The 24,700-nt window shown below is 68.9% G+C and carries 30 protein-coding genes, 1 tRNA gene and 6 pseudogenes; 19 read left to right on the forward strand and 18 right to left on the reverse strand.

Going from position 1 to position 24,700, the window contains the following annotated elements; all coding sequences use genetic code 11:
* Window positions 1-252 precede the first annotated feature (252 nt).
* The 3 genes from nhaA to AB0D57_RS08880 all read left to right on the forward strand — a co-directional run bounded on the left by nhaA (window position 253) and on the right by AB0D57_RS08880 (window position 2,155).
* Window positions 253-1,590, forward strand: a complete 1,338-nt coding sequence (gene nhaA / locus AB0D57_RS08870; RefSeq protein ID WP_362069012.1) for a Na+/H+ antiporter NhaA — start codon at window positions 253-255, stop codon at window positions 1,588-1,590.
* Window positions 1,590-1,859: a hypothetical protein gene (locus AB0D57_RS08875; protein WP_362069015.1), complete on the forward strand. Its 270-nt coding sequence runs from the start codon at window positions 1,590-1,592 to the stop codon at window positions 1,857-1,859. Before nhaA ends, AB0D57_RS08875 begins: the two co-directional genes overlap by 1 nt.
* Window positions 1,860-1,927: 68 nt before the next feature.
* Complete coding sequence (locus tag AB0D57_RS08880; RefSeq protein WP_362069018.1) at window positions 1,928-2,155, forward strand: hypothetical protein; 228 nt, start codon at window positions 1,928-1,930, stop codon at window positions 2,153-2,155.
* Window positions 2,156-2,224: 69 nt separating this feature from the next.
* On the opposite strand, the gene AB0D57_RS08885 is transcribed toward AB0D57_RS08880, so the two are convergent.
* Window positions 2,225-2,845 carry an STAS domain-containing protein gene (locus AB0D57_RS08885; RefSeq protein ID WP_362069326.1) on the reverse strand — a complete coding sequence of 207 codons (621 nt, stop codon included), beginning with the start codon at window positions 2,843-2,845 and terminating at the stop codon, window positions 2,225-2,227.
* On the opposite strand from AB0D57_RS08885, the gene AB0D57_RS08890 reads away from it, so the two are divergent.
* Window positions 2,760-3,176 carry a hypothetical protein gene (locus AB0D57_RS08890; RefSeq protein WP_362069362.1) on the forward strand — a complete coding sequence of 139 codons (417 nt, stop codon included), beginning with the start codon at window positions 2,760-2,762 and terminating at the stop codon, window positions 3,174-3,176. The two genes, AB0D57_RS08885 and AB0D57_RS08890, sit on opposite strands and share 86 nt — an antisense overlap.
* Before the next feature lie 50 nt (window positions 3,177-3,226).
* Here AB0D57_RS08890 and AB0D57_RS08895 read toward each other — a convergent pair whose 3' ends face one another.
* Window positions 3,227-4,735, reverse strand: coding sequence for a SulP family inorganic anion transporter (locus AB0D57_RS08895; RefSeq protein WP_362069021.1), 1,509 nt, complete (start codon window positions 4,733-4,735; stop codon window positions 3,227-3,229).
* 419 nt (window positions 4,736-5,154) lie between these two features.
* On the opposite strand from AB0D57_RS08895, the gene AB0D57_RS08900 reads away from it, so the two are divergent.
* Window positions 5,155-5,559: a MerR family transcriptional regulator gene (locus tag AB0D57_RS08900; protein ID WP_362069024.1), complete on the forward strand. Its 405-nt coding sequence runs from the start codon at window positions 5,155-5,157 to the stop codon at window positions 5,557-5,559.
* A gap of 341 nt (window positions 5,560-5,900) precedes the next feature.
* Here the strand turns inward: AB0D57_RS08900 and AB0D57_RS08905 are convergent.
* The 3 genes and pseudogenes from AB0D57_RS08905 to AB0D57_RS08915 all read right to left on the reverse strand — a co-directional run.
* Window positions 5,901-6,404 (reverse strand): annotated as a pseudogene (locus AB0D57_RS08905) (MFS transporter); the annotation flags it as partial.
* Window positions 6,405-6,413: 9 nt separating this feature from the next.
* On the reverse strand, window positions 6,414-6,872 hold the full coding sequence (locus AB0D57_RS08910) for an ArsI/CadI family heavy metal resistance metalloenzyme (protein ID WP_362069027.1): 459 nt from the start codon (window positions 6,870-6,872) through the stop codon (window positions 6,414-6,416).
* 28 nt (window positions 6,873-6,900) lie between these two features.
* On the reverse strand, window positions 6,901-8,268 hold the full coding sequence (locus tag AB0D57_RS08915; protein WP_362069030.1) for an NAD(P)-binding domain-containing protein: 1,368 nt from the start codon (window positions 8,266-8,268) through the stop codon (window positions 6,901-6,903).
* A gap of 248 nt (window positions 8,269-8,516) precedes the next feature.
* Between AB0D57_RS08915 and AB0D57_RS08920 the strand changes: the two genes are divergently transcribed.
* A complete protein-coding gene (locus AB0D57_RS08920) occupies window positions 8,517-8,894 on the forward strand; it encodes a metalloregulator ArsR/SmtB family transcription factor (RefSeq protein WP_362069033.1) in 378 nt (125 codons plus the stop codon).
* 69 nt (window positions 8,895-8,963) lie between these two features.
* Here the strand turns inward: AB0D57_RS08920 and AB0D57_RS08925 are convergent, their stop codons facing one another.
* On the reverse strand, window positions 8,964-9,626 hold the full coding sequence (locus AB0D57_RS08925) for a class I SAM-dependent methyltransferase (protein ID WP_362069036.1): 663 nt from the start codon (window positions 9,624-9,626) through the stop codon (window positions 8,964-8,966).
* 175 nt (window positions 9,627-9,801) lie between these two features.
* Here AB0D57_RS08925 and AB0D57_RS08930 point away from each other — a divergent pair, with 175 nt between their 5' ends.
* From AB0D57_RS08930 to AB0D57_RS08940, 3 genes and pseudogenes are all read left to right on the forward strand, one after another.
* Window positions 9,802-10,152, forward strand: a complete 351-nt coding sequence (locus AB0D57_RS08930) for a hypothetical protein (protein WP_362069039.1) — start codon at window positions 9,802-9,804, stop codon at window positions 10,150-10,152.
* A 23-nt stretch (window positions 10,153-10,175) separates the two neighbouring features.
* Window positions 10,176-10,280: pseudogene (locus AB0D57_RS08935) on the forward strand (MerR family DNA-binding transcriptional regulator); the annotation flags it as partial.
* 19 nt (window positions 10,281-10,299) lie between these two features.
* Window positions 10,300-11,004 (forward strand): annotated as a pseudogene (locus AB0D57_RS08940) (hypothetical protein); the annotation flags it as partial.
* A gap of 75 nt (window positions 11,005-11,079) precedes the next feature.
* On the opposite strand, the pseudogene AB0D57_RS08945 reads toward AB0D57_RS08940, so the two are convergent.
* The 8 genes and pseudogenes from AB0D57_RS08945 to AB0D57_RS08980 all read right to left on the reverse strand — a co-directional run bounded on the left by AB0D57_RS08945 (window position 11,080) and on the right by AB0D57_RS08980 (window position 15,176).
* Window positions 11,080-11,437: pseudogene (locus tag AB0D57_RS08945) on the reverse strand (arsenate reductase ArsC).
* Window positions 11,438-11,572: 135 nt separating this feature from the next.
* A pseudogene (locus tag AB0D57_RS08950) lies at window positions 11,573-11,743 on the reverse strand (three-helix bundle dimerization domain-containing protein); the annotation flags it as partial.
* Complete coding sequence (locus AB0D57_RS08955) at window positions 11,736-12,431, reverse strand: helix-turn-helix domain-containing protein (protein ID WP_362069042.1); 696 nt, start codon at window positions 12,429-12,431, stop codon at window positions 11,736-11,738. The pseudogene AB0D57_RS08950 and the gene AB0D57_RS08955, both read right to left, overlap by 8 nt.
* Before the next feature lie 11 nt (window positions 12,432-12,442).
* Window positions 12,443-13,081 (reverse strand): NAD(P)/FAD-dependent oxidoreductase, encoded by a 639-nt coding sequence (locus AB0D57_RS08960; protein ID WP_362069045.1) that lies wholly within the window; start codon window positions 13,079-13,081, stop codon window positions 12,443-12,445.
* Window positions 13,033-13,359 carry a hypothetical protein gene (locus AB0D57_RS08965; protein ID WP_362069048.1) on the reverse strand — a complete coding sequence of 109 codons (327 nt, stop codon included), beginning with the start codon at window positions 13,357-13,359 and terminating at the stop codon, window positions 13,033-13,035. Before AB0D57_RS08965 ends, AB0D57_RS08960 begins: the two co-directional genes overlap by 49 nt.
* 72 nt (window positions 13,360-13,431) lie before the next feature.
* Entirely contained in the window at window positions 13,432-13,755 is a 324-nt protein-coding gene (gene trxA, locus AB0D57_RS08970; protein WP_362069051.1) for a thioredoxin, read from the reverse strand.
* Window positions 13,756-13,776: 21 nt separating this feature from the next.
* Window positions 13,777-14,766 carry a thioredoxin-disulfide reductase gene (gene trxB / locus AB0D57_RS08975; protein ID WP_362069055.1) on the reverse strand — a complete coding sequence of 330 codons (990 nt, stop codon included), beginning with the start codon at window positions 14,764-14,766 and terminating at the stop codon, window positions 13,777-13,779.
* On the reverse strand, window positions 14,763-15,176 hold the full coding sequence (locus tag AB0D57_RS08980) for an arsenate reductase ArsC (protein WP_362069058.1): 414 nt from the start codon (window positions 15,174-15,176) through the stop codon (window positions 14,763-14,765). Before AB0D57_RS08980 ends, trxB begins: the two co-directional genes overlap by 4 nt.
* A 102-nt stretch (window positions 15,177-15,278) precedes the next feature.
* On the opposite strand from AB0D57_RS08980, the gene AB0D57_RS08985 reads away from it, so the two are divergent.
* From AB0D57_RS08985 to AB0D57_RS09000, 4 genes and pseudogenes are all read left to right on the forward strand, one after another.
* Window positions 15,279-15,587 carry a metalloregulator ArsR/SmtB family transcription factor gene (locus AB0D57_RS08985; protein WP_362069061.1) on the forward strand — a complete coding sequence of 103 codons (309 nt, stop codon included), beginning with the start codon at window positions 15,279-15,281 and terminating at the stop codon, window positions 15,585-15,587.
* 36 nt (window positions 15,588-15,623) lie between these two features.
* Window positions 15,624-16,394, forward strand: coding sequence for an MIP/aquaporin family protein (locus AB0D57_RS08990; RefSeq protein ID WP_362069064.1), 771 nt, complete (start codon window positions 15,624-15,626; stop codon window positions 16,392-16,394).
* Window positions 16,391-17,449: an ArsO family NAD(P)H-dependent flavin-containing monooxygenase gene (locus tag AB0D57_RS08995; RefSeq protein WP_362069067.1), complete on the forward strand. Its 1,059-nt coding sequence runs from the start codon at window positions 16,391-16,393 to the stop codon at window positions 17,447-17,449. The genes AB0D57_RS08990 and AB0D57_RS08995 overlap by 4 nt, the downstream gene beginning before the upstream one ends.
* Window positions 17,450-17,582: 133 nt before the next feature.
* Window positions 17,583-17,855 (forward strand): annotated as a pseudogene (locus AB0D57_RS09000) (cadmium resistance transporter); the annotation flags it as partial.
* A gap of 690 nt (window positions 17,856-18,545) precedes the next feature.
* On the opposite strand, the gene AB0D57_RS09005 reads toward AB0D57_RS09000, so the two are convergent.
* Together AB0D57_RS09005 and AB0D57_RS09010 are read right to left on the reverse strand one after the other, a co-directional pair.
* Window positions 18,546-19,217 (reverse strand): nucleotidyl transferase AbiEii/AbiGii toxin family protein, encoded by a 672-nt coding sequence (locus tag AB0D57_RS09005; protein WP_362069070.1) that lies wholly within the window; start codon window positions 19,215-19,217, stop codon window positions 18,546-18,548.
* The gene (locus AB0D57_RS09010; protein ID WP_362069073.1) at window positions 19,214-19,561 is read right to left on the reverse strand and encodes a transcriptional regulator; all 348 of its coding nucleotides are present in this window, start codon (window positions 19,559-19,561) and stop codon (window positions 19,214-19,216) included. The genes AB0D57_RS09005 and AB0D57_RS09010 overlap by 4 nt, the downstream gene beginning before the upstream one ends.
* Window positions 19,562-19,748: 187 nt before the next feature.
* Here AB0D57_RS09010 and AB0D57_RS09015 point away from each other — a divergent pair, with 187 nt between their 5' ends.
* On the forward strand, window positions 19,749-20,495 hold the full coding sequence (locus tag AB0D57_RS09015) for a Crp/Fnr family transcriptional regulator (RefSeq protein WP_362069329.1): 747 nt from the start codon (window positions 19,749-19,751) through the stop codon (window positions 20,493-20,495).
* 237 nt (window positions 20,496-20,732) lie between these two features.
* On the opposite strand, the gene AB0D57_RS09020 is transcribed toward AB0D57_RS09015, so the two are convergent.
* The gene (locus AB0D57_RS09020; RefSeq protein WP_362069076.1) at window positions 20,733-20,981 is read right to left on the reverse strand and encodes a hypothetical protein; all 249 of its coding nucleotides are present in this window, start codon (window positions 20,979-20,981) and stop codon (window positions 20,733-20,735) included.
* Between AB0D57_RS09020 and AB0D57_RS09025 the strand changes: the two genes are divergently transcribed.
* From AB0D57_RS09025 to AB0D57_RS09045, 5 genes are read left to right on the forward strand one after another with little or no spacing between them, the layout of a single operon-like run.
* Window positions 20,970-21,464: a hypothetical protein gene (locus tag AB0D57_RS09025; protein ID WP_362069079.1), complete on the forward strand. Its 495-nt coding sequence runs from the start codon at window positions 20,970-20,972 to the stop codon at window positions 21,462-21,464. The two genes, AB0D57_RS09020 and AB0D57_RS09025, sit on opposite strands and share 12 nt — an antisense overlap.
* Complete coding sequence (locus AB0D57_RS09030) at window positions 21,461-21,835, forward strand: hypothetical protein (protein WP_362069082.1); 375 nt, start codon at window positions 21,461-21,463, stop codon at window positions 21,833-21,835. Before AB0D57_RS09025 ends, AB0D57_RS09030 begins: the two co-directional genes overlap by 4 nt.
* Window positions 21,832-22,569: a hypothetical protein gene (locus AB0D57_RS09035; protein ID WP_362069085.1), complete on the forward strand. Its 738-nt coding sequence runs from the start codon at window positions 21,832-21,834 to the stop codon at window positions 22,567-22,569. The genes AB0D57_RS09030 and AB0D57_RS09035 overlap by 4 nt, the downstream gene beginning before the upstream one ends.
* On the forward strand, window positions 22,566-22,868 hold the full coding sequence (locus AB0D57_RS09040) for a helix-turn-helix domain-containing protein (RefSeq protein WP_362069088.1): 303 nt from the start codon (window positions 22,566-22,568) through the stop codon (window positions 22,866-22,868). Before AB0D57_RS09035 ends, AB0D57_RS09040 begins: the two co-directional genes overlap by 4 nt.
* Before the next feature lie 56 nt (window positions 22,869-22,924).
* Entirely contained in the window at window positions 22,925-24,052 is a 1,128-nt protein-coding gene (locus AB0D57_RS09045; RefSeq protein ID WP_362069091.1) for a hypothetical protein, read from the forward strand.
* Between the two features lie 93 nt (window positions 24,053-24,145).
* On the opposite strand, the gene AB0D57_RS09050 is transcribed toward AB0D57_RS09045, so the two are convergent.
* A tRNA-Gly gene (locus AB0D57_RS09050) sits at window positions 24,146-24,219 on the reverse strand.
* Between the last annotated feature and the right edge of the window lie 481 nt (window positions 24,220-24,700).

Below are 24,700 nucleotides of genomic sequence, written 5' to 3' on the forward strand. Positions count from 1 at the left end.
CCTTGACCCTGGTAGCGCTGCGCAACACCCTCGGTGGTCGCCGTTCCGTGCGTCAGCCTGCCTGGGATCACGGTGGCATCGGCAGCGCTGCCTGCCCTCGTCACCGGATCCTCCTGCCCCACATTCCCAAGGCCGCCCCTCACGGCTAGGGTGTAAAGAACGCGTCAAGAACGCGGGGTGTGCCGGGAAGTCTGGTCGGCGAACAGGGGCCTTGTGCCCGTCGTCGCCGATGCCTCGGAGGTCTCCGCCGTCATGGCTGCCGCTCCGCGTACCCGCCCCCCCTTCCTCGGTCTGCTGCCCCTGCCCGAGCGACAGGCGGTCGCCCGTGCCCTGCGTACCGAGACCGTCGGGGGCTTGGTCCTGCTGGCCGCGGCCGTGGTCGCGCTGGCGTGGGCGAACAGCCCCTTCAGCAGTGCCTACGACGCGATACGCGACTTCCATTTCGGCATTCCCGCCCTCGGCCTGGACCTGTCCGTCGCCCACTGGAGTGCGGATGGCCTGCTCACGGTGTTCTTCCTGGTCGCCGGGATCGAGCTCAAACGGGAACTGGTCGTGGGCGAACTGCGCGCACCGGCCAGGGCCGCCCTTCCGGTCATCGCGGCCGTGTGCGGCATGGCGGTACCAGCTGCCGTCTACACAGCCACCGCCGCGGCCGGAGACGGGAGCCTGGACGGGTGGGCGGTACCGATGGCCACGGACATCGCCTTCGCCCTCGCGGTCCTCGCGGTCATCTCCACCCACCTGCCCGCAGCCCTGCGCGCCTTCCTCCTCACCCTGGCCGTCGTCGACGACCTGGGCGCCATCCTCGTCATCGCTGTCTTCTTCACCACCGACCTCAACCTGTACGCGCTGGTCGGCGCCTTCGCCGGACTCGTCGTCTTCTACGTCCTGCAGCGGCTGCGCATCACTGGCTGGTGGTGGTATGTGCCGCTCGGGATCGTCACCTGGGCTCTGATGTACAACGGCGGTGTCCACGCCACCGTCGCAGGCGTGGCCATGGGCCTGATCCTGCGCACCACCCGCGACGAGGGCGAGCGGAGGTCCCCTGCCGAACGCACGGGATACCTGCTGCATCCCCTGTCGGCCGGACTGGCTGTCCCCCTGTTCGCCCTGTTCGCCGCCGGCGTCAACGTCTCCGCGGGCGCCCTGGGCGAGGTGTTCACCAGCCCGGAGCCGCTCGGGGTGGTCCTGGGCCTGGTACTCGGCAAGATCCTCGGCATCTTCGCCGGCACCTATCTCGCCGTCCGCTTCACCCGCGCGACACTCAACCCGGACCTGGCCTGGGCCGACGTCTTCGGTCTGGCCACCCTGGCCGGAATCGGCTTCACCGTCGCCCTCCTCATCGGCGAGCTCGCCTTCCCCGCCGGCGCACTCGGCGAACACGTCAAAGCCGCTGTCCTCGTCGGCTCTCTGGCATCCGCCCTCCTGGCCGCGGTGCTGCTGCGCCGCCGCAACCGTCTCTACCGCCGCCTCTACGAGGAGGAGACCGTGGACGCGGACGCGGACGGCATCCCTGACATCTACCAGCATTCCGCTTGCACTCCATCTGGCGGGGACGATCCGAGCGAGCAGCGCGAGAAGTCCGGCTGATGGCCGACGGCACCTCGCTCCTCGCCCTCGCGATCATCATGGCCGCACTGGTGATCAAGACCGCGCTCGGTGAACTCCGCCAGCCTGGCAGCGCCCGCCAGCAGTGGGCATTTTCCACCGACCGCTACGCCCTCGCCGCCGGAGCCATCGCGGCGGCGGCCACCGTCCTGCTCGGCTGGCAGGAGATCGGCGCCGCCGCAGCAGCCTGGGCCCTGCTCATCGGGGCACTCACCGCCCACTTGATCCACGAGGGCCCTCGCCGCCCGTGATCCTCACGTCGGTGCTGTCGCCCATTTCTGCGGCTGACCCATCCCGGAGACAAGGAGGACCCACACCCATGACCGGAACGGCACACCGATGGCGTCTCACCTGGTCGATCGCCCTCTGGTGGCTGCTGCTCGCGCTGATCCTCTGGCTGCTGGGTACGGCGCTCGGCGAGTCGGCCTCCGTCACGCGGTGTACCGCGTCCGCAGCGCTGCTCGTCGCCATCGGCGAACTCGGAGACTGGCTGCGCCGACGGTGGTGGGCAGACCACACCCGTCGGGTACGGCGGTCACAGGGCTGATCGACGCGCGACGTGCGCCTTCCGTCCGAGTCCAAGCGGGCCGAGTCCCAGCCGCTGCCGCTCCAGCGACTACTGCATGCCGGCGTGTCCGCTGTCCGGCCCGGGACCGGCGTACAGCTCACACACGCGCTCAAGTCCGAGCTGACGCAGAGCACTTAGCGGCTGCCGGCCGACGTGAGTCGCCACCCGCGTGCCGGATTCCCGTGCGGCGCGCAGCACCATGAAGAACACCGCGCCACCGTCGGAACTGAAGTAGGTCACCCGACTCAGATCGATCTCCAGCACGCCAGGTCGCGAGCGCAGAACTTCCAGCAACTCCCGGCCTACGCGCTCGACGTTCCGCGATGTGATCTCTCCGAAGAGCGGTACGACGACCCGACCTGAACGAGCGCGGATGGGCTCATGCCGCAACCATCGCAGGAACCCTCTCCCCACCCTCGACACCCCACCCCGCAGGTGAGGTGCGTGGGCAGGCGACGGGTCGGGCATCCGGAGCTCCAGGGCAGACGGCAGTTGTCTGCCGACCAGACTTCCCGGCGCACCTGAGTCGCAGCCCAAGCGCCGCCGGACCAGACCGCAGCACGTAAGGCACCCCATTGACGTCGTGGCCACGTTCGTCGTCCACTGCGCCGGCGCGTGCGGGTTGATGGCAGTGGCGATCCAGGTAACGACAGGGGTCGACCCGCTCATCCAGGACCTCGCTGTGAGCCGCTCGGCCGTCTCCACCGCGTACCTCATCGGGTCTCTCTGGGGCGCCTTCGTCATGCCATTCTTCGGCATGCTCATGGACCGCTTTGGTCCGCGTGCTCTGATGGCCGGCGTCGCCCTGTGCTTCGGTGGAATTCTCATCGCGCCGAGCCTGATCGCGGGCATGGACGTTCCACATCCTGTGGACCTCATGCGCGATGCCGGCGATGACAGACCCCGAACTCACCGCCCAGCCGGACGGCTTGTTCCGGCGGTGGCAAGCGGGACTGGGCCGGAGGGAGCCGGGCCTGGGCGCTGGTGTGGGAAGGCGTGAGGGCCGCGGGGAGTGATCTCTCCGCGGCCCTCGATACGCGCGTCAGTCAGTCAGTGGCCGCCGGTGAGCTCGCCGCTGAGTGTCTTGTGGATCCGGGCACTGGGTTCGTTCAGACCGACGATCTCGACGCTTTTGCCGCGCTGGGCGTACTTGGTCTCGATGGCGTCCAGGGCGGCGACGGAGGAGGCGTCCCAGATGTGGGCGGCGGTCAGGTCGATGACGACATGGTTGGGGTCGGTGGCGTAGTCGAACTGGCCGACGAGGTCGTTGGAGGAGGCGAAGAACAGTTCGCCGGTGACTCGGTAGACGACGGTGGCGTGGTCGGGGTCGGTGACGGCGGTGACCTCGGCGAGGTAGGCGACGCGCTTGGCGAAGATGACCATGGCGGTGATCGAGCCGACGACGACGCCGATCGCGAGGTTGTGGGTGGCGACCACGCACGCGACGGTGACGACCATGACGGTGATCTCCCCGGCCGGCATCCGCTTGAGCGTCTTCGGGGCGATGGAGTGCCAGTCGAAGGTGGCAACGGACACCATGACCATCACGGCGACGAGCGCGGCCATGGGGATGTCGGAGACGACCGGCCCGAAGACGATGCAGAGCACCATCAGGAACGCGCCCGCCAGGAACGTCGACAGGCGGGTACGGGCGCCGGAGACCCGTACGTTGATCATCGTCTGGCCGATCATGGCGCAGCCGCCCATGCCGCCGAAGAAGCCGGTCACGATGTTGGCGACGCCCTGGCCGACGGACTCACGGGTCTTGGAGGAGTGGGTGTCGGTGATGTCGTCGACCAGCTTGGCTGTCATCAGCGACTCCATCAGGCCGACCAGGGCCATGGCGAGCGCGTACGGCGCGACGGTTGTCAGCGTGTCCACGGTGAACGGCACGTCCGGCAGACCCGGCACCGGCAGGGAGGACGGAAGCTCCCCCTTGTCGCCCACCGTCGGCACCGCGATCCCGGCCGCGAGAGTGATGACGGTGAGGATGACGATGGACACCAGCGGCGCCGGGACCACGGTGGTGACCTTCGGGAAGAACACCATCAGTGCCAGCCCGGCGGCGATCAGCGGATAGACCGGCCAGGGCACGTCCGTCATCTCCGGCACCTGCGCCATGAAGATGAGGGTGGCGAGGGAGTTGACGAAGCCGACCATCACGCTGCGGGGCACGAATCGCATCAGCCTGGCCACTCCGAGGGCGCCGAGGACGATCTGGAAGACGCCGGCCAGGATGACGGCGGCGACGAGGTAGCCGAAGCCGTGCTCGCGGTTCAGCGGGGCGATGACCAGGGCGACGGCACCGGTGGCCGCGGAGATCATGGCCGGGCGGCCGCCGACCACCGCGATGGTCACGGCCATGGTGAACGAGGCGAACAGGCCGATGGCCGGGGCCACCCCGGCGATGATCGAGAACGAGATCGCCTCCGGGATCAGTGCCAGAGCGACCACGAGTCCGGCCAGTACCTCGGTGCGCAGCACCTTCGGGTCGGACAGCCAGGTGGGACGCCGGGAGCCGCGCAGCCAGGCTGCTGGGGACGGTGCGGAGGAAGACAAGAGGAGAGGAACCTGTCGTGCTCGGGCACACCCGGCATCACAGCGGGCGCGCAGGAAGGCGTGGAAGGCCAAGGCGGCCGACCACGAAGTCCGCGAACGGCGGACTGAAGTCAGAGGGCGGCAGCGAAGCGACCCGCGAGGGAATCGGGCGCTGCTCGGGGGCGAAGGGTCACGGCGGGCAGGCAGCGGCGCCAGGCATCATGGACATGCGCACGCTCTCTCCTGCTTCGCGGACTACGGTCTTCGCCGGGGGCGTCGTCGGCCCCGACACGGCTGACGGTCACGGGAGGGCATCCCGCACCATGGAACGGGCACGGCAGGCAGCCGACCCGACACCGAGGAAACTCTACCCTAACGTTAGAGTAGAGATCGGCGGCGGCCGTACGCGGCCGTAGCGAGAGACGAGGAAGGCACCCCGCGTGAGCAGCGAGCACATGCAGATCGGCGAGGTCGCCGCACGGACCGAGCTGTCGCTGCGCACCATCCGGCACTACGAGGAGACCGGCCTCGTCATCCCCTCCGCCCGTTCCCAGGGTGGCTTCCGCCTCTACACCGAGTCCGACGTCGCCCGCCTGATGGTCATTCGTCGCATGAAGCCCCTCGGCTTCACCCTCGACGAGATGCGTGCCCTGCTGGAGGCCACCGACCGCCTCGACTCGGGCCAGGAGCTGCCGCCCGACGAGCGCGAGGAACTGCTGGAGCGGATCCGAGGCTTCGAGCAGGCCGCACAGCAGCGGGTCGAGGACCTGCGTACTCAGCTCTCCCGCGCCGAGGAATTCGCAGCCACGCTGGCCGAGCGCCTCACGCGGACTCCTGTCCTCTGACGCGGTCCCGTGGGCCGCTGGGCCCCTTTAACGTGGGCGGGTGACGATCCGAGTTCTGATCTGCGACGAACTGCCCGTGGTGCGCGGGCGTGGACGGGGTACTCGACCCTGCCAGGGTGTCGGCGTTCGTCGGCGGGTACCGGTCTGTGGTGCCGCTGGAGCCATCAGCGCTGGTGGATGGTACTCGTCGCCTGTGGTGGAGCGGATGACGGACTTCTGGCAGCTGGAGTTTCACTACGACCGCGATGACTTCTCGTTCGATGCGTTGTTCGCCGCGGACGAGGCGTTGCTGCACTGGTGGACGGACCGGCTGGATCAGGTCGAGGACACGTCCGCTGCGGGTGCTCGGCGAGCGCGGCGGTCAGGGGCGCGAAGGCTGTGGAGGCCAGATCCCCGGCGAGCGGGACGGTCGTCAGGGCGCGCACCCACCAGTGAGTGAGGGCGGCGAAGGCGGGCTGGTAGAAGGTGCGGGCCATGGTGACCCCGGCCAGCAGCCAACTTGCTGGCAACACAGGGAAGTTGGGTGCGTAGGCGATGGCCGGCACAGCGACGACTCCGAGGATGGAGCCACTGGTCGTCACGGCGCGCGGGCCGCGGTGGTCGAGGATGCGGCCGACGGGGATGCCGGCGACAGCGGAGACCAGCAGGGCGCCGGAGCAGGCGGCCGTGGTTGCGGTTGCCGACCAGCCGGTGTCGGCTGTGATCTGTGGGTTCAGGACCGGGAAGGCGTAGTAGACGATTCCCCGGCTGGTGATCTGGGTGGCGCAGAGGGCGGGCAGGGCGGCGCGGGGCCGTGACCGGTCCTCCGTTCCGGTCACGGCCCCGCGGGCGTGGAGGTTGGTCATCGGCGGGGGTCAGCAGCAGCCGCCCGCGACGGCCGGTTCCTTGACGGTGGCATCGGCCGGGGTGGCGCAGCAGGTGCTGTCCTGCTGCTTGGCGAGGGTGTCTGCGTCGGCCTTGACGACGTAGACCTCCCAGGGCTCCTGGCCGGGGCCGTGGACCCAGACCTTGTCCTGGAGGGCATAGCAGCAGGTGGTGTCGTTCTCCTCGGCCGTGGCCAGGCCCGCCTCGCTCAAGCGGGTGGTGGCCGCGTGGACGGCGTCGGTCGTTTCGACCTCGACGCCGAGGTGGTCCAGGCGGGTCGCCTCGTCCGCGGTGCCTTCGATCAGGACGAGCTTGAGCGGGGGCTCCGTGATGGCGAAGTTGGCGTAGCCGTCGCGGAGTTTGGCGGGCTCGGTGCCGAACAGCCTGCTGTAGAAGGCGACCGAGGCGTCGAGATCCGGGACGCGGAGGGCGAGTTGTACGCGGGACATGGCGAACCTCCTTGGTGAGGATGCGGGTTCAGCAGCCGCCGGTTGTCGTGGTCGGGGCGCCGATGCCGATCTGCAGGGTGGCCGGGGCCGCGCAGCAGCCTCCGCCTTCGTTGCTCTGGGCGGCGTCGGGGTCGTCGTACAGGCCCGCGCCGCCGCATACGCCGGTCTCCGGCAGGGTGAGTTCGACGCGCTCGGCGGCTTCCTTGTCGCCGGCGAGGGCGGCGGTGATGGAGCGGACCTGCTCGTAGCCGGTCATGGCCAGGAACGTGGGCGCGCGGCCGTAGGACTTCATGCCGACCAGGTAGACGCCCTGTTCGGGGTGGGAGAGCTCGTTCACGCCGTGCGGGTAGACCGTGCCGCAGGAGTGCACGTTCGGGTCGATCAGCGGAGCCAGGGCAGTCGGGGCCTGGAGGCGTTCGTCCAAGCCGAGGCGGACCTCGGAGAGGAAGGACAGGTCGGGGCGGAAGCCGGTGAGCACGATGATCTCGTCGACCGGTTCCAGGCGGCGGCCGTCCTCGGCGACGAGGACGAGCTGATCGCCGTCGCGGTCCACCGCCTGGGTGCGGAAGCCGGTGACCGCGCTGGCGTGGCCGGCCTCGACGGCTTCCTTGGCACGCAGGCCGAGGGCGCCGCGGGCGGGGAGCTGGTCGGCCTCGCCGCCGCCGAAGGTGTTGGTGCCGATGCCCCGGCGCAGGATCCACGCCGCGTGGGTGCCCGGCTCGTCCTTGGCCAGATCGGCGAGGTAGGCGAGCGCCGTGAAGGCGGAGGCGCCGGAGCCGATGACGGCGGTGCGCTTGCTCGCGTACCGGGCCCGGACGGCCGGGTCATTCAGGTCGGGGACGCGGTAGGAGATGCGGTCGGTGGCCTTCTTCTCGCCGAGGGCGGGCAGGCCGTCGGCGCCCATCGGGCTGGAGGTGCTCCAGGTGCCGGAGGCGTCGATGACTGCGCGGGCGGTGATCCGCTCCTCGTGGCCGTCTGCCGTCTGGACGTGCAGGGTGAAGGGCTGCTCGTCGCGGTCGGCGTCGACGATGCGGTCCCGTCCCGCGCGGGCCACACCGGTCACGGTGACGTCGTAGTGGACCTTGTCGCCGAGGACGTCGGCGAGCGGCTGGAGGTAGTGCTCGGCCCAGTCGCCGCCGGTCGGGTAGATGGTGCCGTCGGGGCGGACCCAGCTGGTGGGGGCGAGGAGCTTCTCGGCGGCGGGGTCGGTGACCTCGGCCCAGGGGGAGAACAGGCGGACGTGCGCCCAGTCGCGTACGGCGGTGCCGGCGGAGGCGCCGGCCTCCAGGATCATCGGTTCGAGGCCGCGCTCGACGAGGTGGGCGGCTGCGGCCAGGCCGATGGGGCCGGCTCCGATGACCACGACGGGCAGCTGGTCGGTGGTGGGCGCGTTCACGGGGGCCCCTTTGTTTCGATGTCTGTCGATGTCTTGCGAGATCCAGGATGGCACCTGTATCGACAAGCGTCAACATAGACATTCGCCGAATCAGTGGATCGGTAGGAGTAGATCAATGCCGCTGTGATCGACGACGGGCCACCGGGCGGGGTGTCGTCCGCGTCGCGCGAAGCCTGGTGGCGCCCCCTGCTCGCGACCGAGCCGTTCATCCCTTGGCCAACTGGTTCGACGTATGTCAAAATAGATGTATGTCGAACATGAGGGTGCTGCCGCTGCTGGAACCCGAGGCGTCTGAGGCCGTGGCGCCGTGCTGCCCGCCGCTGACCGAGCGCCCGTTTACCGCGGAGGAGGCCGAGACGGCCGCGCGCATGTTCAAGGCGCTGGGTGACCCGGTACGGCTGCGGCTGTTCTCCGCGGTCGCCTCGCACGAGGGCGGCGAGGCGTGCGTGTGCGACATCTCCGACGTCGGGGTCTCCCAGCCGACGGTCTCCCATCACCTGAAGAAGCTCAAGGAGGCCGGACTGCTCACCTCTGAGCGGCGCGGCACCTGGGTCTACTACCGGGTCGAGCCGTCCGTGCTGGCGGCGATGGGGAAGCTGCTCACCATGGCGCCGGCCGCTGTCTGACCACCCGTGCGCTTCGGGTCGGGCAGGCCGGACGGGGCGGGTCCACCTGACCTTGCCTTGGCGCTCCGTTCAGTTGGCGATCTGCGTCACGCGCCACAGGCGGCGCGGCAGTTCACCTTCTTCGAACGTGAACACTTCGGTCAGGTCCCACCCTGCGGCGAGTTCGTCGACCAGGCGTCGGGGGAAGAAGTGGACGGCAAAGCCGCCGTGTTCGTAGATGTCGTCGCCGTGTGCGACGCCGGCCCCGTAGTGGGCGTCGCCGGTTTGCCGCACGGTGTAGACGAACACCCCGCCGGGTCGTAGTACCCGTCGGACCTCGTCGACCAGAGCATGGATGTCGTTGGTGGACAGTGCCATGCACAGCAGCATGTGTGCGAAGACCGCGTCGACGGAGGCGTCGGGTAGCGGCAGTGGGGTGCGGACGTCGTGCACCGTGGTGCTGATCCGCTCGGCGAGTTGCTCGGCGCGGGCGGCTTCGACGAGCTGGCGCAGGCCGACCGGGCTGAAGTCGGTGGCATGGACGCGGAAGCCCTCGCGGGCGAAGTGCAGGGCGTCACGGCCGTGCCCGGCGCCCAGCTCCAGCACGACCTCGGCCCCGGCCGTGCGGAAGGCGGTGGCGGCGTATGCCGCGGGGCTGGAGGGCGCCGCACCGTACATCCCGGGGTGAGCGGCGTAGGTCTGCTGCCAGTGCTCCTGCTGTGTGGCGGCGAGATCGCCGTGGTGCTGGTGCATCGGGTCTCCGGGGCGCCGGTGCGTCTCCCGCCCGCGGGCGGTCTGTCCCGGCTGATCCTTTCACGGGGAGGTCCCTGCCCTCCGGCGGTCGGCCGGGCTTGCAATCGGTACCCAGGTACAGGTTTACCGTCGGTGGTGTGCCCCGGTCGAGGGGATGACGACGGGAGTGAGCGCGATGACCGAACTGGACTGGGTACCCCAGTCATGCACACTGCCCACCGAGGAGCGGCCACTGCGGATCGCCGAGTGGGACGCACTGTTCACCGAGCACCTGACCTCGTTGTCGCGCCCCGGTGCACAGCGTCTCCGGCTGGAATTTTCCGGCTCCGCGCAGGTAGCGGACCGCACACGTGACCTGGCCGAGCGGGAGAGTGGCTGCTGCTCGTTCTTCACCTTCACCTTCACCTTCACCGCCGATGGCGGGGCAGTCCGCCTGGACGTCGCGGTGGATGCGGTGCATGAGCCGGTCCTGCGGGCGCTGGCCGAGCGGGCCACCCGGCCGGCCGGGCTCACGGAGCAGCGGTGAGCGCCGGCCTGCGCAGCGGTCAGGTGGCTGAAGCTGCCGGGGTGAACATCCAGACCCTGCGCTACTACGAGCAGCGCGGCCTGCTCGCCGAGCCCGAGCGCAGCACCGGCGGACACCGCCTGTACGAGGAGGAGGCGGTGACCGTGCCTCACTGGGTGGATGGCGATGTACGAGACAAAGCAGGGGCTCGGGCAGAAGTACTACCGGTCTGCCCTCGATCTCGCGGCGGAGGGTGGAGACCACATCACCTATTGCCGGACCCTGCGCGGCATGTCGCTACAGGCATCGCACCTCGGCTACGGCGAAACTGCGCTGACGCTGGCGGATTCCGCAGCGGAGGCTGCCCCGGCATCCGGGCCGCGCCTGGTGGCGTTCCTGCGCGGGCAGCAGGCCGCAGCGGCCGCGATGACCGGCGACCGAAACACCGCCCTCACTCGACTACGTGAGACTGAGACCGCGCTAGCCCAGGCCGACAACAGGAAGGATGCCGTGGGCGGTTACGACGAGGCTGCCTACCACTTCCACGAGGCACACGTCAGGTGGTCCCTCAAGGATGGGCCGGGCAGCATCAAGGCCCTGCGCCGCTCCAACGCTGCCCGCAGCCTCCAAGAACGTCAGGGGCGCGTGCACTGCCTCGGGGTGATCGCTCAGCGACAGATGACCGTGCGGCACGTCGAGGCAGCCTGTGACACCTGGAACAAGTTCCTCGACGAACATCAGATGATCAGCTCTGCGCGAGGGGACAAGCATCTGCGGAGCTTGCGCACCGGCCTCAAGCCGTACACGTCGCTGCCGGTCGTGCGTACCCTCGCCGAGCGAGCGCGTGAAGTCGCGCGGCAGAAGGCAGCCTGAAATGACAAAGCGCCCCCCGTATGGCCATTCGTGGCCATACGGGGGGCGCTTCAGGGTCCGCCCGCGCGAGCGCCGTCAGTACTGTGCCGGTACGCCGAGTTCATCGAGGAGCCCGCGGACCCGGCGCTCGATTTCGTCGCGGATGGGCCGGACGTCCTCGACGCTTTGGCCGGCGGGGTCGTCGAGGGTCCAGTCGAGGTAGCGCTTGCCGGGGAAGACGGGGCAGGCGTCGCCGCAAGCCCATGGTGACGACGACGTCGGCGGCGCGGACGATCTCGTCGGTCCAGGGCTTGGCGAATTCGCGGGAGATGTCGATGCCGCGTTCGCTCATCGCGGCGATGGCTGATGGGTTGATCTCGTTACCGGGTTCGGAGCCGCCCGACCAGGCGACGGCGCCCTCGCCGGCCAGGTGCTGGAAGAAGCCCATGGCCATCTGGCTGCGTCCGGCGTTGTGGACGCAGAGGAAGAGCACGACGGGCTTGCCGTCGGTGACGAGGCCCTCGACCTTGGCCAGGGCGTGCAGCCGCTGGCGAGCGAACCGTTCGGCCAGCAGCGGGAGGAAGTTCGGGATGGTGCTGCGGCCGGCGAACTGGTCGTAGCTGGAGGTCAGGAACCGTTCGATGGTCTCCTCGCCGAAGGTGCCGTCGAACTGGCGCTGCAGGTGGGTGGCGGCGGTGCGCAGGGCGAGTTGCTGGTCGATGCTCAGGTTGCGGTGCGGGACGGGCGTGGTCTCAGTCATCGCTGCCTCCTGGAGGGTGGACGGCGGGTGCCAGCCGGTCGACCCGGTCGGGGAGATCACTCAGGGCGTCGGCGAAGGCGTCGTCGGTGCCGGTGCGGGTGGGGTCGGGGACCGACCAGTGCAGGCGGTCGGGAACCTGGGTGCCGAGCTGTTCGTGGGCGTTGTCGCAGACGGCGACCACCAGGTCGTCCGGGCGCAGGGTGTCGTCGATGTGGGCGGTGCGGGCTGGGGTCAGGGAGAGGCCGTGGGCGCGGGCGGTCGCGAGGGCGCGCGGGTGGACGCGCTGGGCGGGCTTGGTTCCGGCTGAGGCGGCCGGCACGGCGCTTTGGCGCTTCCAGAGGGCCGCGGCGAGGTGGGAGCGGGCGGAGTTGTGGGTGCAGACGAAGACCACGCGAAGCGCCGTCCGCGGCGGGGTCGGCATGGTGTCGGCTAGGGCTTGTGTGCGTAGGTGCAGGTAGGTGCGCCGCCCGTCTCCTTCGGAGCGGGACCGCTCGATCAGGCCGACCTGGTCGAGCAGTTTGAGGTGGTGAGCGAGGAGGTTGCTGGGCAGGCCCAGTTCCTGACCGAGCTCGCCGGGCGACGCATCACCCAGCAGTAGCCGGTCAACGATCGCCAAGCGCGCGGGATCCCCCAGCGCCGCGTGCCGTTTCGCTCGCGCCATCACCGATGCAGACCACTCAACGTTCATTGACTCAATTTTTATTGAGGTAATGCGGGGACGGCGCAGTCCCCGGCCGCGTACACGCCGGGCAGCGAGGTGCGCATGTACTCGTCCACCTCGATCGCGCCCATGACGCCGAGCTTCGCTCCCGCGGTGGCGGCGAGGGCGGTTTCGGGGCGCACGCCGACTACGACCAGAACGAGGTCCGCGCCTCGGATGAAGGTCTTTCCGGCGGGGCCGGTGGCCCGGACCTGGAGCAGATTGCCGGAGGGGTCGCGGGTGATCGCGGTGACCTGGGTGCCGGTGAGGACTTCGACGCCGTGGTGGTCGAGTTCGGCGTGAACCAGGGCGCCGAGTTCCGCATCGACGGTGGGCAGGACTTCGGGGAGGGCTTCGATCTGGGTGACGGTCAGACCGCGGGTGGTGAGGGCCTCGGCCATCTCCAGGCCGATGTAGCCCGCGCCGATCACGATGGTCGACTTGGGGCGGCGGGCGGCGAGGGTCTGCATGACCTGGAAGGTGTCGCCCATGCTGTGCAGCAGGTGGACACCGTCCGTCGGGCCGAGTGCATCGGGCCCGGTCAGCCCATCGATGGGCGGGCGGGCACTGACCGCGCCGGTGCCGACGATCAGTGCGTCGTACGGCAGTTGCTCGGTGCGGCCGTCGGCATCACGCACCGAAAGCCGCTTGCCGAGCACGTCGATGCCGGGGCGAGGGTGTCGGTGCGCACCTGCATGCCGGTGGCCGTCAGGTCCGCGAGGGTGCGGTGGGCCAGGTCGCTCCAGCGGCAGACCTCGCCGGAGACGTAGTACGGGATGCCGCAGATGGAGAAGTTCGGGTAGGCGTCGGCCACCACCACGGTGACCTCACCGTCGGGATCCAGCTCGCAGGCGCGCAGGGCCGCGCTGATGCCGGCGTCGCTGCCGCCGACGGCGACGATGCGCCTGCTGGCCACCGGGTACCTCCGTCGGAAGTCCGAGAAAGGGTCTCGGCGAGGCGCTACGGGCGCCCCGCCGAGCGTCGCGTGTCAGACGAGGCGGTCGGCGAGGTCCCGTTCCAGGGCGGCCTTCGGCTTGGCGCCGACGATGGTCTGCACGACCTCGCCGCCCTTGTAGAGGTTCATCGTCGGGATGGACATCACGCCGTAGCGGGCGGCGATGGCCGGGTTCTCGTCGATGTTGAGCTTGACGATCTCGATCTTGTCGCCGTGCTCGGCGGCGATCGCCTCCAGCGAGGGGGCGATCTGGCGGCAGGGGCCGCACCAGGCGGCCCAGAAGTCGACCAGGACCGGCTTTTCACTGTTCAGGACGTCCTGCTCGAAGGAGTCCTCGGTGACGTTCTTGAGAGCCATGACGGTGCTCCAGAAGGTTGGTCAGACGGCGGCGACGGCCGGTTCGCCCGCGGCGTCGGCGTCGCTGAGGGCGGCGAGGTACCGCTCGGCGTCCAGGGCCGCCGCGCAGCCGGAGCCGGCCGCGGTGATCGCCTGACGGTAGGTGTGGTCGACCACGTCGCCGGCGCCGAAGACGCCGGGGATGTTCGTACGGGCGGAAGGGGAGGCGACCTTGAGGTAGCCCTCGTCGTCCAGGTCCAGCTGACCGGTGACCAGGTCGGTGCGCGGGTCGTGGCCGATGGCGACGAACAGCCCGGTGGCCGCGAGCTGGGAGGTCTCGCCGTTGACGGTGTCGCGCAGGGTGAGCCCGGCGAGCTTGCCGCCGTCCTCGTGGATCTCGGCGACCTCGCGGTTGAAGGCGAAGGAGATCTTCGGGTCGGCGAAGGCGCGGTCCTGCATGGTCTTCGAGGCGCGCAGGGTGTCGCGGCGGTGGACGATGGTCACGGAGCGGGCGAAGCGGGAGAGGAAGGTGGCTTCCTCCATCGCGGTGTCGCCGCCGCCGACGACCACGATGTCGTGCTCGCGGAAGAAGAAGCCGTCGCAGGTCGCGCAGTACGACACACCCCGGCCGGACAGTGCGTCCTCGCCCGGGAGATTGAGCTTGCGGTGCTGCGAGCCGGTCGCCACGATCACGGCCTTGGCCCGGTGGACCGTACCCGCGCTGTCCGTCACGGTCTTCACCGCACCGGTGAGGTCGACGGCGACGATGTCGTCGGGGACGAGCTCGGCGCCGAAGCGCTCGGCCTGGGCCCGCATGTTCTCCATCAGCTCCGGGCCCATGATGCCCTCGCGGAAACCGGGGAAGTTCTCCACCTCGGTCGTCTGCACCAGTGCGCCGCCGGCCGTGACCGCCCCCTCGAAGACCAGCGGCTTCAGGGACGCGCGGGCGGTGTAGAGGGCTGCGGTGTATCCGGCGGGGCCGGACCCGATGACGATGACGTTGCGGACGTCCGTACTCGTGCCCGTGCTCATGCCTGGGGCTCCGGCGCGATCTCCTTGATCAGGCCCTCGACCAGCACCTTGATCTCGTCACGGATCGGACGGACCGCTTCGACTCCCTGGCCCGCCGGGTCCTCCAGCTGCCAGTCCAAGTACCGCTTGCCGGGGAAGACCGGGCAGGTGTCGCCGCAGCCCATGGTGATGCAGACGTCCGACTCCTTGACCGCGTCGACCGTGAGCATCTTGGGAACCTCGGCGGAGATGTCGATGCCGACCTCGGCCATGGCCTCGACGGCGGCCGGGTTGACGTTGGCACCCGGGTTGGAGCCGGCGGAGCGGACCTCGACGCGGTCCCCGGCCAGGTGGGTCAGCCACGCGGCGGCCATCTGGGAGCGGCCGGCGTTGTGGACACAGACGAACAGCACGGAGGGCTTGTCGGACATCAGAGGTCTCTCTTGATCTCGCGCCTGCACGGCGACAGAAGAGGGCACACACGCATCAGCACCCAGTGGTGTCAGCCACCACTGATGTGACAGTATCAGTGCATGCTGACGTCAGTCGACACTGATCTGATCCGGGTTCTGGCCGACCCGCTCAGGCTCCAGATCGTGACCCTCCTCGCCCAAGAGACGCTGTGCACCACCCACCTCGTGGAGGAGACCGGTGCCAAGCAGACCAACCTCTCCAACCACCTGAGAGTGCTGCGCGAGGCGGGGGTCGTGGAGACGGAGCCGTGCGGCCGGTTCACCTACTACAAGCTCCGTGCGGACGTCATCGCATCGCTCGCCGGCCAGTTCGCCGACCTGGCCGAGTCCGCACGCACCGCCGCCGGCAACAAGCGGTCCTGCCCCTGATCCCTCGCCGTCCGGCGACTGCACCAAGGAGTCCTGTTGACCGCCACGCACGAGTCAGCCGCCGAGTCGGCCATACCTGCCACCGAGCCGCAGCCCGCCCCGGGCGCCACCCCGCCGCGCAGGCCACTGACCGCCCGGGCAGCCGCCGAACTCGTCGGCACCGCAGCCCTCGTCGCGGTCGTCATCGGCTCCGGCATCCAGGCCACCGAGCTGACCAGGGACGTCGGCGTGCAGCTGCTGGCCAACTCCCTGGCCACCGTCTTCGGCCTCGGCGTCCTGATCCTCCTGCTCGGCCCGGTCTCCGGCGCGCACTTCAACCCCGTGGTCACGCTGGCCGAATGGTGGACGGGCAGGCGCGGCGGCGCGGGGGTGACGATCCGCGAGGCGGCTGTCTACGTCCCCGCGCAGATTGTGGGAGCGATCGCGGGCGCGATCCTGGCGGACGCGATGTTCGGCAAGCCGCTCGTGGAGTGGTCCACGCACGACCGGTCCGCCGGGCACCTGCTGCTCGGCGAGGTCGTCGCCACCGCTGGCCTGATCCTGCTGATCTTCGGCCTGGCCCGCACCGACCAGCTGCGCTTCGCCCCCGTGGCCGTCGCCTCCTACATCGGCGCCGCGTACTGGTTCACCTCGTCGACGTCCTTCGCGAACCCCGCGGTGACCATCGGCCGCACCTTCAGCGACACCTTCGCTGGCATCGCGCCCGGCTCTCTCGCGGGCTTCATCGGCATGCAGCTGATCGGCGCCGTCGTCGGGCTGGCGCTGGTGGCCCTCATCTTCCTGCCCGGGCGGGAAGCCGGCGAGTGACGCGGACGTCCCCGGTGGTGGTGATCGGCGGCGGCCAGTCCGGGCTCGCCGCCGGATACCACCTGCGCCGCCTGGGCCTGGACTTCGTCATCCTCGACGCCCTGACCACAGCGGGCGGCGCCTGGCAGCACACCTGGGATTCCCTGCACTTGTTCTCACCGGCTGCCTACTCCTCGCTGCCCGGCCGCCTGATGCCACCGCAGGCCGGGAAGGAGTACCCCGACGCGCAGCACGTCGTGGAGTACCTCGCCGACTACGAGAAGCGGTACGAGCTTCCCGTCGAGCGGCCGGTACGCGTCCTTGGTGTCCACCGCGACGGTCAATTCCTGCGCGTGGAGACCGACTCCGGGACCTGGCGCGCCCGCGCCGTGATCAGCGCGACCGGCACATGGTGGCGCCCCTTCCTCCCTGCCCTGCCGGGCCGTGGCAACTTCGGTGGCCGACAGCTGCACACCGTCGCGTACCACAGCCCGCAGGACTTCGCGGGCCGCCGGGTGATCGTGGTCGGCGGCGGCAACTCCGGCGCCCAGATCGCCGCCGACCTCGCCGACGACACCGAGCTGACCTGGGTCACCCAGCGCCCGCCCCGCTACCTGGCCGACGACATCGACGGCCGCGCCCTCTTCGACACTGCCACCGCCCGCCGCCGCGCCCTCGACGCAGGACGCACCGACATCGGCGGCGTCGCCTCCCTCGGCGACATCGTCGCCGTACCGCCCGTCCGTCGGGCCCGCGACCGCGGCCTGCTCAAAGCCAGCCCGATGTTCACCCGTCTCGCGCCCGGAGGCGTCGAATGGGCCGATGGTACCCGCGCCGAGGCCGACGCGATCATCTGGTGCACCGGCTTCAGGCCCGCTCTCTCCCACCTCGCCCCGCTCCAACTCCGCGGACGGCGCGGGCACATCGCCACCACCGGCACCCGCGCGGTGGACGAGCCGCGTCTGCACTTGCTGGGCTACGGCGACTGGACCGGGCCCGCCTCCGCCACTCTCATCGGTGTCGGCCGCCCCGCCCGCGAAGCAGCCCGCGAGATCGGCGCGCTGTTCGCGGCATAGCGCGGGGAACGTCAGAGGGCCAGCCACCTGGTCCCCGAAATCGCCGACCTCGTCCGCCGACGCCCCGGGCGTCGTTGGAGTGCTGCGCGGCCGGCAGTGTCGCCGGGCCGCCGAAGGAGAGGTCGTCCCGTCCGTGAACCTGGGCATCGTCGGGCAAGCAGTCGGCCTGTTTGCCGTCACCAACATCGACGACATCCTGATCCTTTCCCTGTTCTTCGCCCAGGGCGCCGGACACCACGGATCGGCTCGCCGCGTCGTGCTCGGGCAATACCTCGGATTCGCCGCCATCCTGGCCGTCGCGGTGGCTACCGCCTTCGGCGCGACCTTCCTGCCCGAGGCCGTCATCCCCTATCTCGGCCTGCTGCCACTCGCCCTGGGTCTCAAGGCGGCCTGGCAGGCGTGGCGGCAGCGGGGCGGGGACGGCGACGAACAGGAAGTGACCGAGGGCGGGCCGAAGGCGCTTGAGGTCGCCGCGGTCACCTTGATCTTGAACCCGGCCATGCGCGGCCTCCTGTCGTCGGGTGACATCGAGAGCCTAATGAGCACCACTGACAACGCGGCTTCTGAGCGGGCTTCGGGGCTTACGCGGTGAGGTGAGTACGGCCGCTTGGCTCCGGTCGGGGCATGGCGCGTCGTGTTCTGCACGCAGCCGCTGTTAACTACTGCTTTGCGTAAGCGACTTCGCGGACTTGCCGCGTGACAGTGGCGCCGGTCACATGAAATGCGTCTCGTTATTTGAGACGCTGGCGAGTCAAGTCGTTCGGATGGGCTCGGTGGCGCCGCATAAGTGACCGCCGTGCCTCGACTTAGGGCACGCCACCCCCAAATTGGCTTAGACAACAAACAAACCCCAGGCCACTGACCTGGGGTTTCATCATGGAGCGGGTGACGAGAATCGAACTCGCACTCTCAGCTTGGGAAGCGACGGCGCTTGGGCGGCCTCGTACCCTGCGACCTGCGCTGATTCGTTGTACTGCTGCAGACATGGCGGTCTGATGAAACCGCTGTTGACCGTGATTGTCCGTTCTGAAGGGCACGCTATGGGCACGAAATCGGCTCAAGCGCGTCTTCATTGCCGGCGGCGCCTTTGAGGTCTTCAGTCTTCGGGTGGAGTCTCCAGCTCCTGGAGTCGTTCACCGATGTCGTCGGCCCACGATTGTGCCCACCGACGCAGCTCAGTGATCGCTGGCTCGTCGAGCCCGTAGGCGGCAAACTCCGTGTCGTCGATCCAGTCGGCCCCGCCCAATCGTGCTTGAAGCTCGCACAGGTCGAAGGAGTCACGGGCGTGGCGACGTCCGAGCTTTTCCAGCTCAATGTGGCTCCAGCGGTCCGCCGCGGCCTGTACGTCGACCAGATCCCTGGCGAGTCCCCGGTCGGCCAGTGCGCGAACCTTGGTGCCGACGACATCTTCGAGGGACAGCACCAGCCCGTGCTCGGTGTGCACAGGGGGCCGCCAAAGTGTCTCCTTGAGGACGTCGACCTCGCACTCCTCACGGCTGGCGGGATCGGTGACGATGAGGCGTGCCGACAGCGGATCTGTCTCCAGTGCCCTCACGCGCCATCCACGCTCTTCCAGGCCGGTGCGCACGGCAGTGGCAATATCCTCCATGCGCTCCGGGTTCTCGGTTGCGACATCGAGATCCTGGCTGAGCCGGTTGACCAACCCATGTGCTTGGACCGCATAGCCACCGGTAAGCGCCAGAGGGTAGACACCGCCCACGTCGAGGACATCCGCAAGCAAGCGACGGTGCAGATCCGTGAGGTTCACGCGGCGGCCTGGGCTCCGTGAGTCAGCTCGTCGAAGGAGCTCTCCCATACCTCCCGGACATCACGGCTGACCAGTGTGCGCAGTGTGGGCCACAGGCTGACCAGAAGGTCGCGATGGAGATACCGGACCAGATCGTCGCGTAGCCCCTCAGCCAGGACGATCCGGTAGTAGCTCATCCGCAGCCGCGGCTGATCGAGATCGAACGTGGTCAGCCCCGACCACGCCAGATGCAGCGGCAGGGTCACTGTGCCGTGCTGAGGGCCGACGAGCTCGGAGAGTGCGGCAGGCGCACGCCGAGCGAACTTGGCACGGCGAAGATCAGAGAGACCGGGCTGTGTTGCCATACGTCGATTATCCAGGAAGAGCCTGCGGCGGGCTCTGTGATCTGCGGACCGGCGCAAGCTCTTCGCAGTCGAATGCCTGTGCTGCTTCGGCTGTTCACCATCCGGCAGTCGGTCGGGCCGCGCACAAGGTTGGAGTCCGCCGTTTTGACTGGCGTGCGGAAGTGCATGATCTTCGATGAGTGTCCGGATGCGCCTATATTCGCTCCTCGCGCGCCCTGTTATCAAAGATGTGGGAGCATCCACTATTTCTCGGGGCAGTCAGGAAAAGGCGCCAGTGCCGGCGAGACCGCCAAATTGTGGAGGGGATGCGGTGGATACTGATCTGCGCTGGGAGAGCATATTCTCCCAGGGGAAGACTATTTGCTATCGGTCGAGGCAGCCCATGCTCCTGAAAGGGAGCCCGAAGGGAAATGTCCTACGGGTCGTCGAGGGATGGGCCTTGGCGACCGACCCGCACCCGGACGGCACGCGTACCTTCCTGGAACTCCGCGGCAGAGGCCAGCTTCTGGGGGAGACCTCGGCGTTGTCGGGTGAGCTGCGAAACGCGGATGTGACAGCCGTCTGCCGCACGGTTGTCCAAGTCATCGGCCACGAACGGTTTCTTGCCGGACTTGGGTGCAATGACGTCCTGGTCGGGATGTTGCTGGACGCGCAGCAGTTGCACAAGACGGCCAATGTACGAGCCGGCTTGCGGCGATTCGGCGTGGCCAGTGGGCTGAGTCGGCTACTGCTCGACCTGGTCCGAACCGCCGGCGTGCCCCTTGTGGCCGGGATTCCCCAGAAGGTGCTGGCCGATGTCCTCGGTGTGACGCCCCGGACGCTGTACGGGGCGGTTGCCGAACTGGGGCGTCGCGGTGCGATCTCGACGCGCTGGCCCGTGGTCCACATCACGGACGAGGTCGTACTGAAGGAGCTGGCGCGCAGCGACGCGTGAGGGTGCGGATCCATCGACAGCGTCCGAGTCGGAGGTGACCGACGCCACTGTGCGGAGCGGAAATTCTTCCGCACGGCATTGCCGCTGGTTTCCGATCGTTGAACCCGAGCGCAGTACCCGGCATTCTTCTGGGGGGAGATTCGCATGTCCGAACAGTCCCGGTCATTCAGGACCGATAGCTGTCAGCTGCCGCCCTACTTCGGTCTTCTGGCAGTGGACGCAAAAGATTCGACCCGCCTACCATCGATTCAGCACGCGCCGCTCAGCAGGTTCATCACCGAAATCATCCACCGCGGCCTGGAAGACGCCGGCCTGAGTGAAATGCGGAGGGAATTCGAGAGTGATACTGGAGACGGGCTCGCCTTCGGTTTCGATCCGTCGTGGCTTCCGCTTGTCATCAGCCCGTTCGCGGATGTGCTGGACACCCTTCTCCATCGGCACAACACCGGAGCCAGCCCGCACATCAGGCTTCGGATGAGCATCCACGTAGGGCCGGTTCCCGTAACTCCGGGACTGCCCGGTGACGGCAACGCCGCTCCGCGCAGCGAGACGCACCGCCTCCTGGACTGCGAGGCCGCGCGCAGGTGGCTCGCCGACGCGGGCGAGGACGGCACACCCCTCGTCGTCATCGTCTCCGACGCTGTCCACCGCGCAGTGGTCCTCGGCGGTTACTGCGCTGTGCCGCCCTCCCGCTTCACCGAGGTACAGGCCGAAGTCACGGGGAAGGATTTCGCACAGAGCGCCTGGATGTATGTACCGTCGCCCTCCGGCGGCCTGCTCCGTCGACCCGTCGCCCCGACAGCACCTGTGAAGAGGCCGACAGGAGAGACCGAGGGCGTGGGCCCTGCCGGCCCGCGACCGGTTCAGGCCCGTGTCCAGCACGTGGAGTCCGGCATCGCCATCATGGACAGCACCCTGCGTGACGTCCACCATCATGGCGCACCGCAGCGAGGCCCGGACTCCTCGTGAGTACGGCGTCGGACCGGCCCGAACCCGACCAGGACCCGGCCGCACCCCCGTCTCTCACCGGACAGTACGTGGGGTGCGGGACCGCTCTCCACGGGGTGTCGGCACACCACATCACCATCTACGGCTCCTCTCCCGGGAGCAGCCAGGTCCCGTCCCGCGTCGCGCCCGGCGTCCCGGCGGCCGGCCGGTACCAGGCACTCGGCCGACTGCGGAGGCTGACCAGTCGGCTCGCTGTGCTCGCCGACCGTATCCACGCGGCGGCCGAAGTCCTTGCGGGCATGCCCGTCCCCTCCGAGAACGTGCCCCCGCATGCGTCGTGCCGCTGCTTCTCCAGCGCGTCGGACGCCGATCGCCCGAGGAGGAACGCATGACCCAGCTGAAGTACACCAGTCTGTTCGACAACATCGAGGCGCACGTCGAAACCCTGCCGACCAGCCTCTGCTTTCGCGGTCTCACGGACACCGGACCCACGGACCTGATGCTGCGGGAGGCACGGGCGTTGATGCACAGCCCGTCACGCAATGAGCCGGCGGTCCAGGCGATCTGGAGCGATGTCCTGGCCGAGGCAGTCACGGATCCGGACCCGGGCGGCGCCTCGGTCCTGATTCTCGTGTGGTGCACAGTCCCCAGACTTCGTCGGGCCGTGTGGCGGATCTCGTCACGCCTTCCGGCCGACCGGGCCGATCTCGAAGCCGAGGTCGTACAGGGTGTCCTGGAAGGCATCAGAGAAGTCGATCCGCCGGCCCCCGGAGCGGCCGAACGACTGATGCGGGCGGCTTCCGGTCGCGCCTGGCGCCTCGCCTGCAACACGGTCCAGGAACGCCTCGTCCCGGACCTCGCCAACGTAGCTGCGGTGCCCCGCGCGCTGCCGTACGAGGATCGTCACCCGTCCCCCTGGGTCGTGCACATCACGCCCCCCGACCGGGCCGGCGGACTTGCCGCACCCATCCGCTTCACCACATCGAAACAGCGCATCGAGGGGCAACGCCTCGGCGCGCTCGCCGAGGGCATGGGTCTGCGCCATGTCGTCCACCGTGCCCGACGCCCCGGCCCGGGACGCCGCATCGGCACCCTGTCCCTAGCCCCCTACGGGAGCCTTCGATGAACCGCACCCGCCGAACACTCACTTTCGCCGAGGCGTTCGACCTCCCGCTGAGCGTCGACCTGCGAACCGCGGCCCGTGCCTTCGCAGTCTGTCCCGCCACCGCATACCGGCTTGTCCACCTGGGGCGCTTCCCATGCCGGGTGGTTCGCATCGGCCACCAGTACCGCATCCCGACCGCGTCGCTCATGCGCGCTCTGGGCATCGAGAACCTTCCCGTCTATGCGGCGGACGTCGAGGCCGGTGCCGAGATGTCCGCCACCCTGACGCATGACGCCGAAGAACAGGAGGACAGGCAGTGAGCACAACGACCCATGCAGCCCCGGACGATCCGTCCCAGCCCACCTGGAACTGCTTCGTGATCGGCCCCATCGGCGACAAGCACGCGGAGTATGGAAGCCCGGAGCGCCGTCTGTACGAGGGGGCGCTGCGCGTCTACGACGAGGTCATCCGTGCCGCCTGCCAGGCCCACGGGTTGGTCCCGCTGCGTGCCGACGCCATCGCGGACACCGGGGAGATCACCGACCAGATCCATCGGCGGCTTCACGAGGACGACATTGTGATCGCCGACGTCAGCGGCGGAAATCCCAACGTCATGTACGAACTGGGCTTCCGCATCGGTTGCGGCAAACCGGTGATCCTCATCGGCGAGAACGGCGATCTGCCGTTTGACATCGCCCAGTTGCGGACCATTCGCTTCCGGCGGACCGACTCGAGCCTGCACGAAGCACGCGACCAGTTGAGCCGCGTCCTCCACGAAGGCGTCACCCACGGGTTCAGGACTGTGGCCTATGCCGATGCGACCACCTCCAGTCCTGCTCCGGCCGACGACGGGGACGACGGGGACGGCGTGGACAACGACGTGCCCGGCATCGTCGATCGGCTGGCACAGGCCGAAGAACAGATGGAATCAGCCCTCGCTGACGTTGAGGCCATGGGTGAGGCGGTACTGCGAATCGGTGAGGTGGCGGAAGAGTGCACCCCCGAGATGAACTCTGCCAACGAGGCCAATCTGCCGGCGAGCGCCCGGCTCGCGCTCGTCAGAAAGTTTTCCACGGCTGTCGCGGAGCCGGCTGCCGCGTTCCGGGCGAGCAGCGAGGCGTTCGCCGAACGCATGGTGGATATCGAAGCCGGTATCCACGCGTCGCTCGATATCATCGAAGACCGATCGCCGGCCCAACGCGACGAGGACATGGAGAGTTTTCTCCACCAGGTCATCGAGATGGTGGAGTCGACTCGGTCGGGGACCACACACATCACCGAGTTCGGATCCTCGATGAGGACGGTCGTGGGATATTCCCAGCTGCTCCGCGCCCCAGGTCGTGACATCGGCATCGCCGTACGTGCGATCACCTCTGTCGCCACGCGCATCGACCCCCTGGAACGCCGGGCCCGCGCCCTCCTCACCCCTGCGGACTCGTCGCCCTCGGCACCGGACCACGACACCGCCGTCCCGACCGTGCTATCCCACGTGAAAGCTTCGTGATCCACCGATCTGCGGTGCGGGCCGGCCTGACACACGAGCAGTGGCTGCAGCGGAATGCAAGAAGGCCCAGGTCTCTGACCTGGGCCTTGATCATGGAGCGGGTGACGAGAATCGAACTCGCACTCTCAGCTTGGGAAGCTGATGTTCTACCACTAAACTACACCCGCGTAAGACGCCGCCCGAGGGCCGGTGTCGAATGCTCGCTCACTCTACCTCATGCCCGGCCCCCGGCGCTGAAGCCGCGGGGCCGGTGTGCGTTCCGGGGGATGGACGAGGCTGCGGGGGACCGGAGTTGGGGCGTACGGTGGGGCGGAGAAGAGGGTTTGCGCGTGGCCGGAGTGCCGCCTGGAGGGCCGTTCCCTTCGTCCCGTAATGTGGCCGTTCGTCGTCAGTCAGACGCGGCTCTTGGGGAAGGGACTCTGAGGACTTGATGGAGCGCACCGTCGTCCGTTGTGCCGAGGGGCACGTGTTCAGCACCGCTTCGTTCCCGATGCAGCAGGCCGAGCGGCTCGGCCCTGGTCGATTGATCCGGTGTCCGCGGTGTATGCGGCTCCGGAACGTCGTTCCGGTCACGCTGGAGAAGCGGTAGGCAGTGCCGCAGGGCGTATAGGGAGTGGAGAGGCGCGGGGACTGTCTCAATTGCTGACA

Source organism: Streptomyces sp. NPDC048275 (assembly GCF_040652275.1).
Classification (GTDB): domain Bacteria; phylum Actinomycetota; class Actinomycetes; order Streptomycetales; family Streptomycetaceae; genus Streptomyces.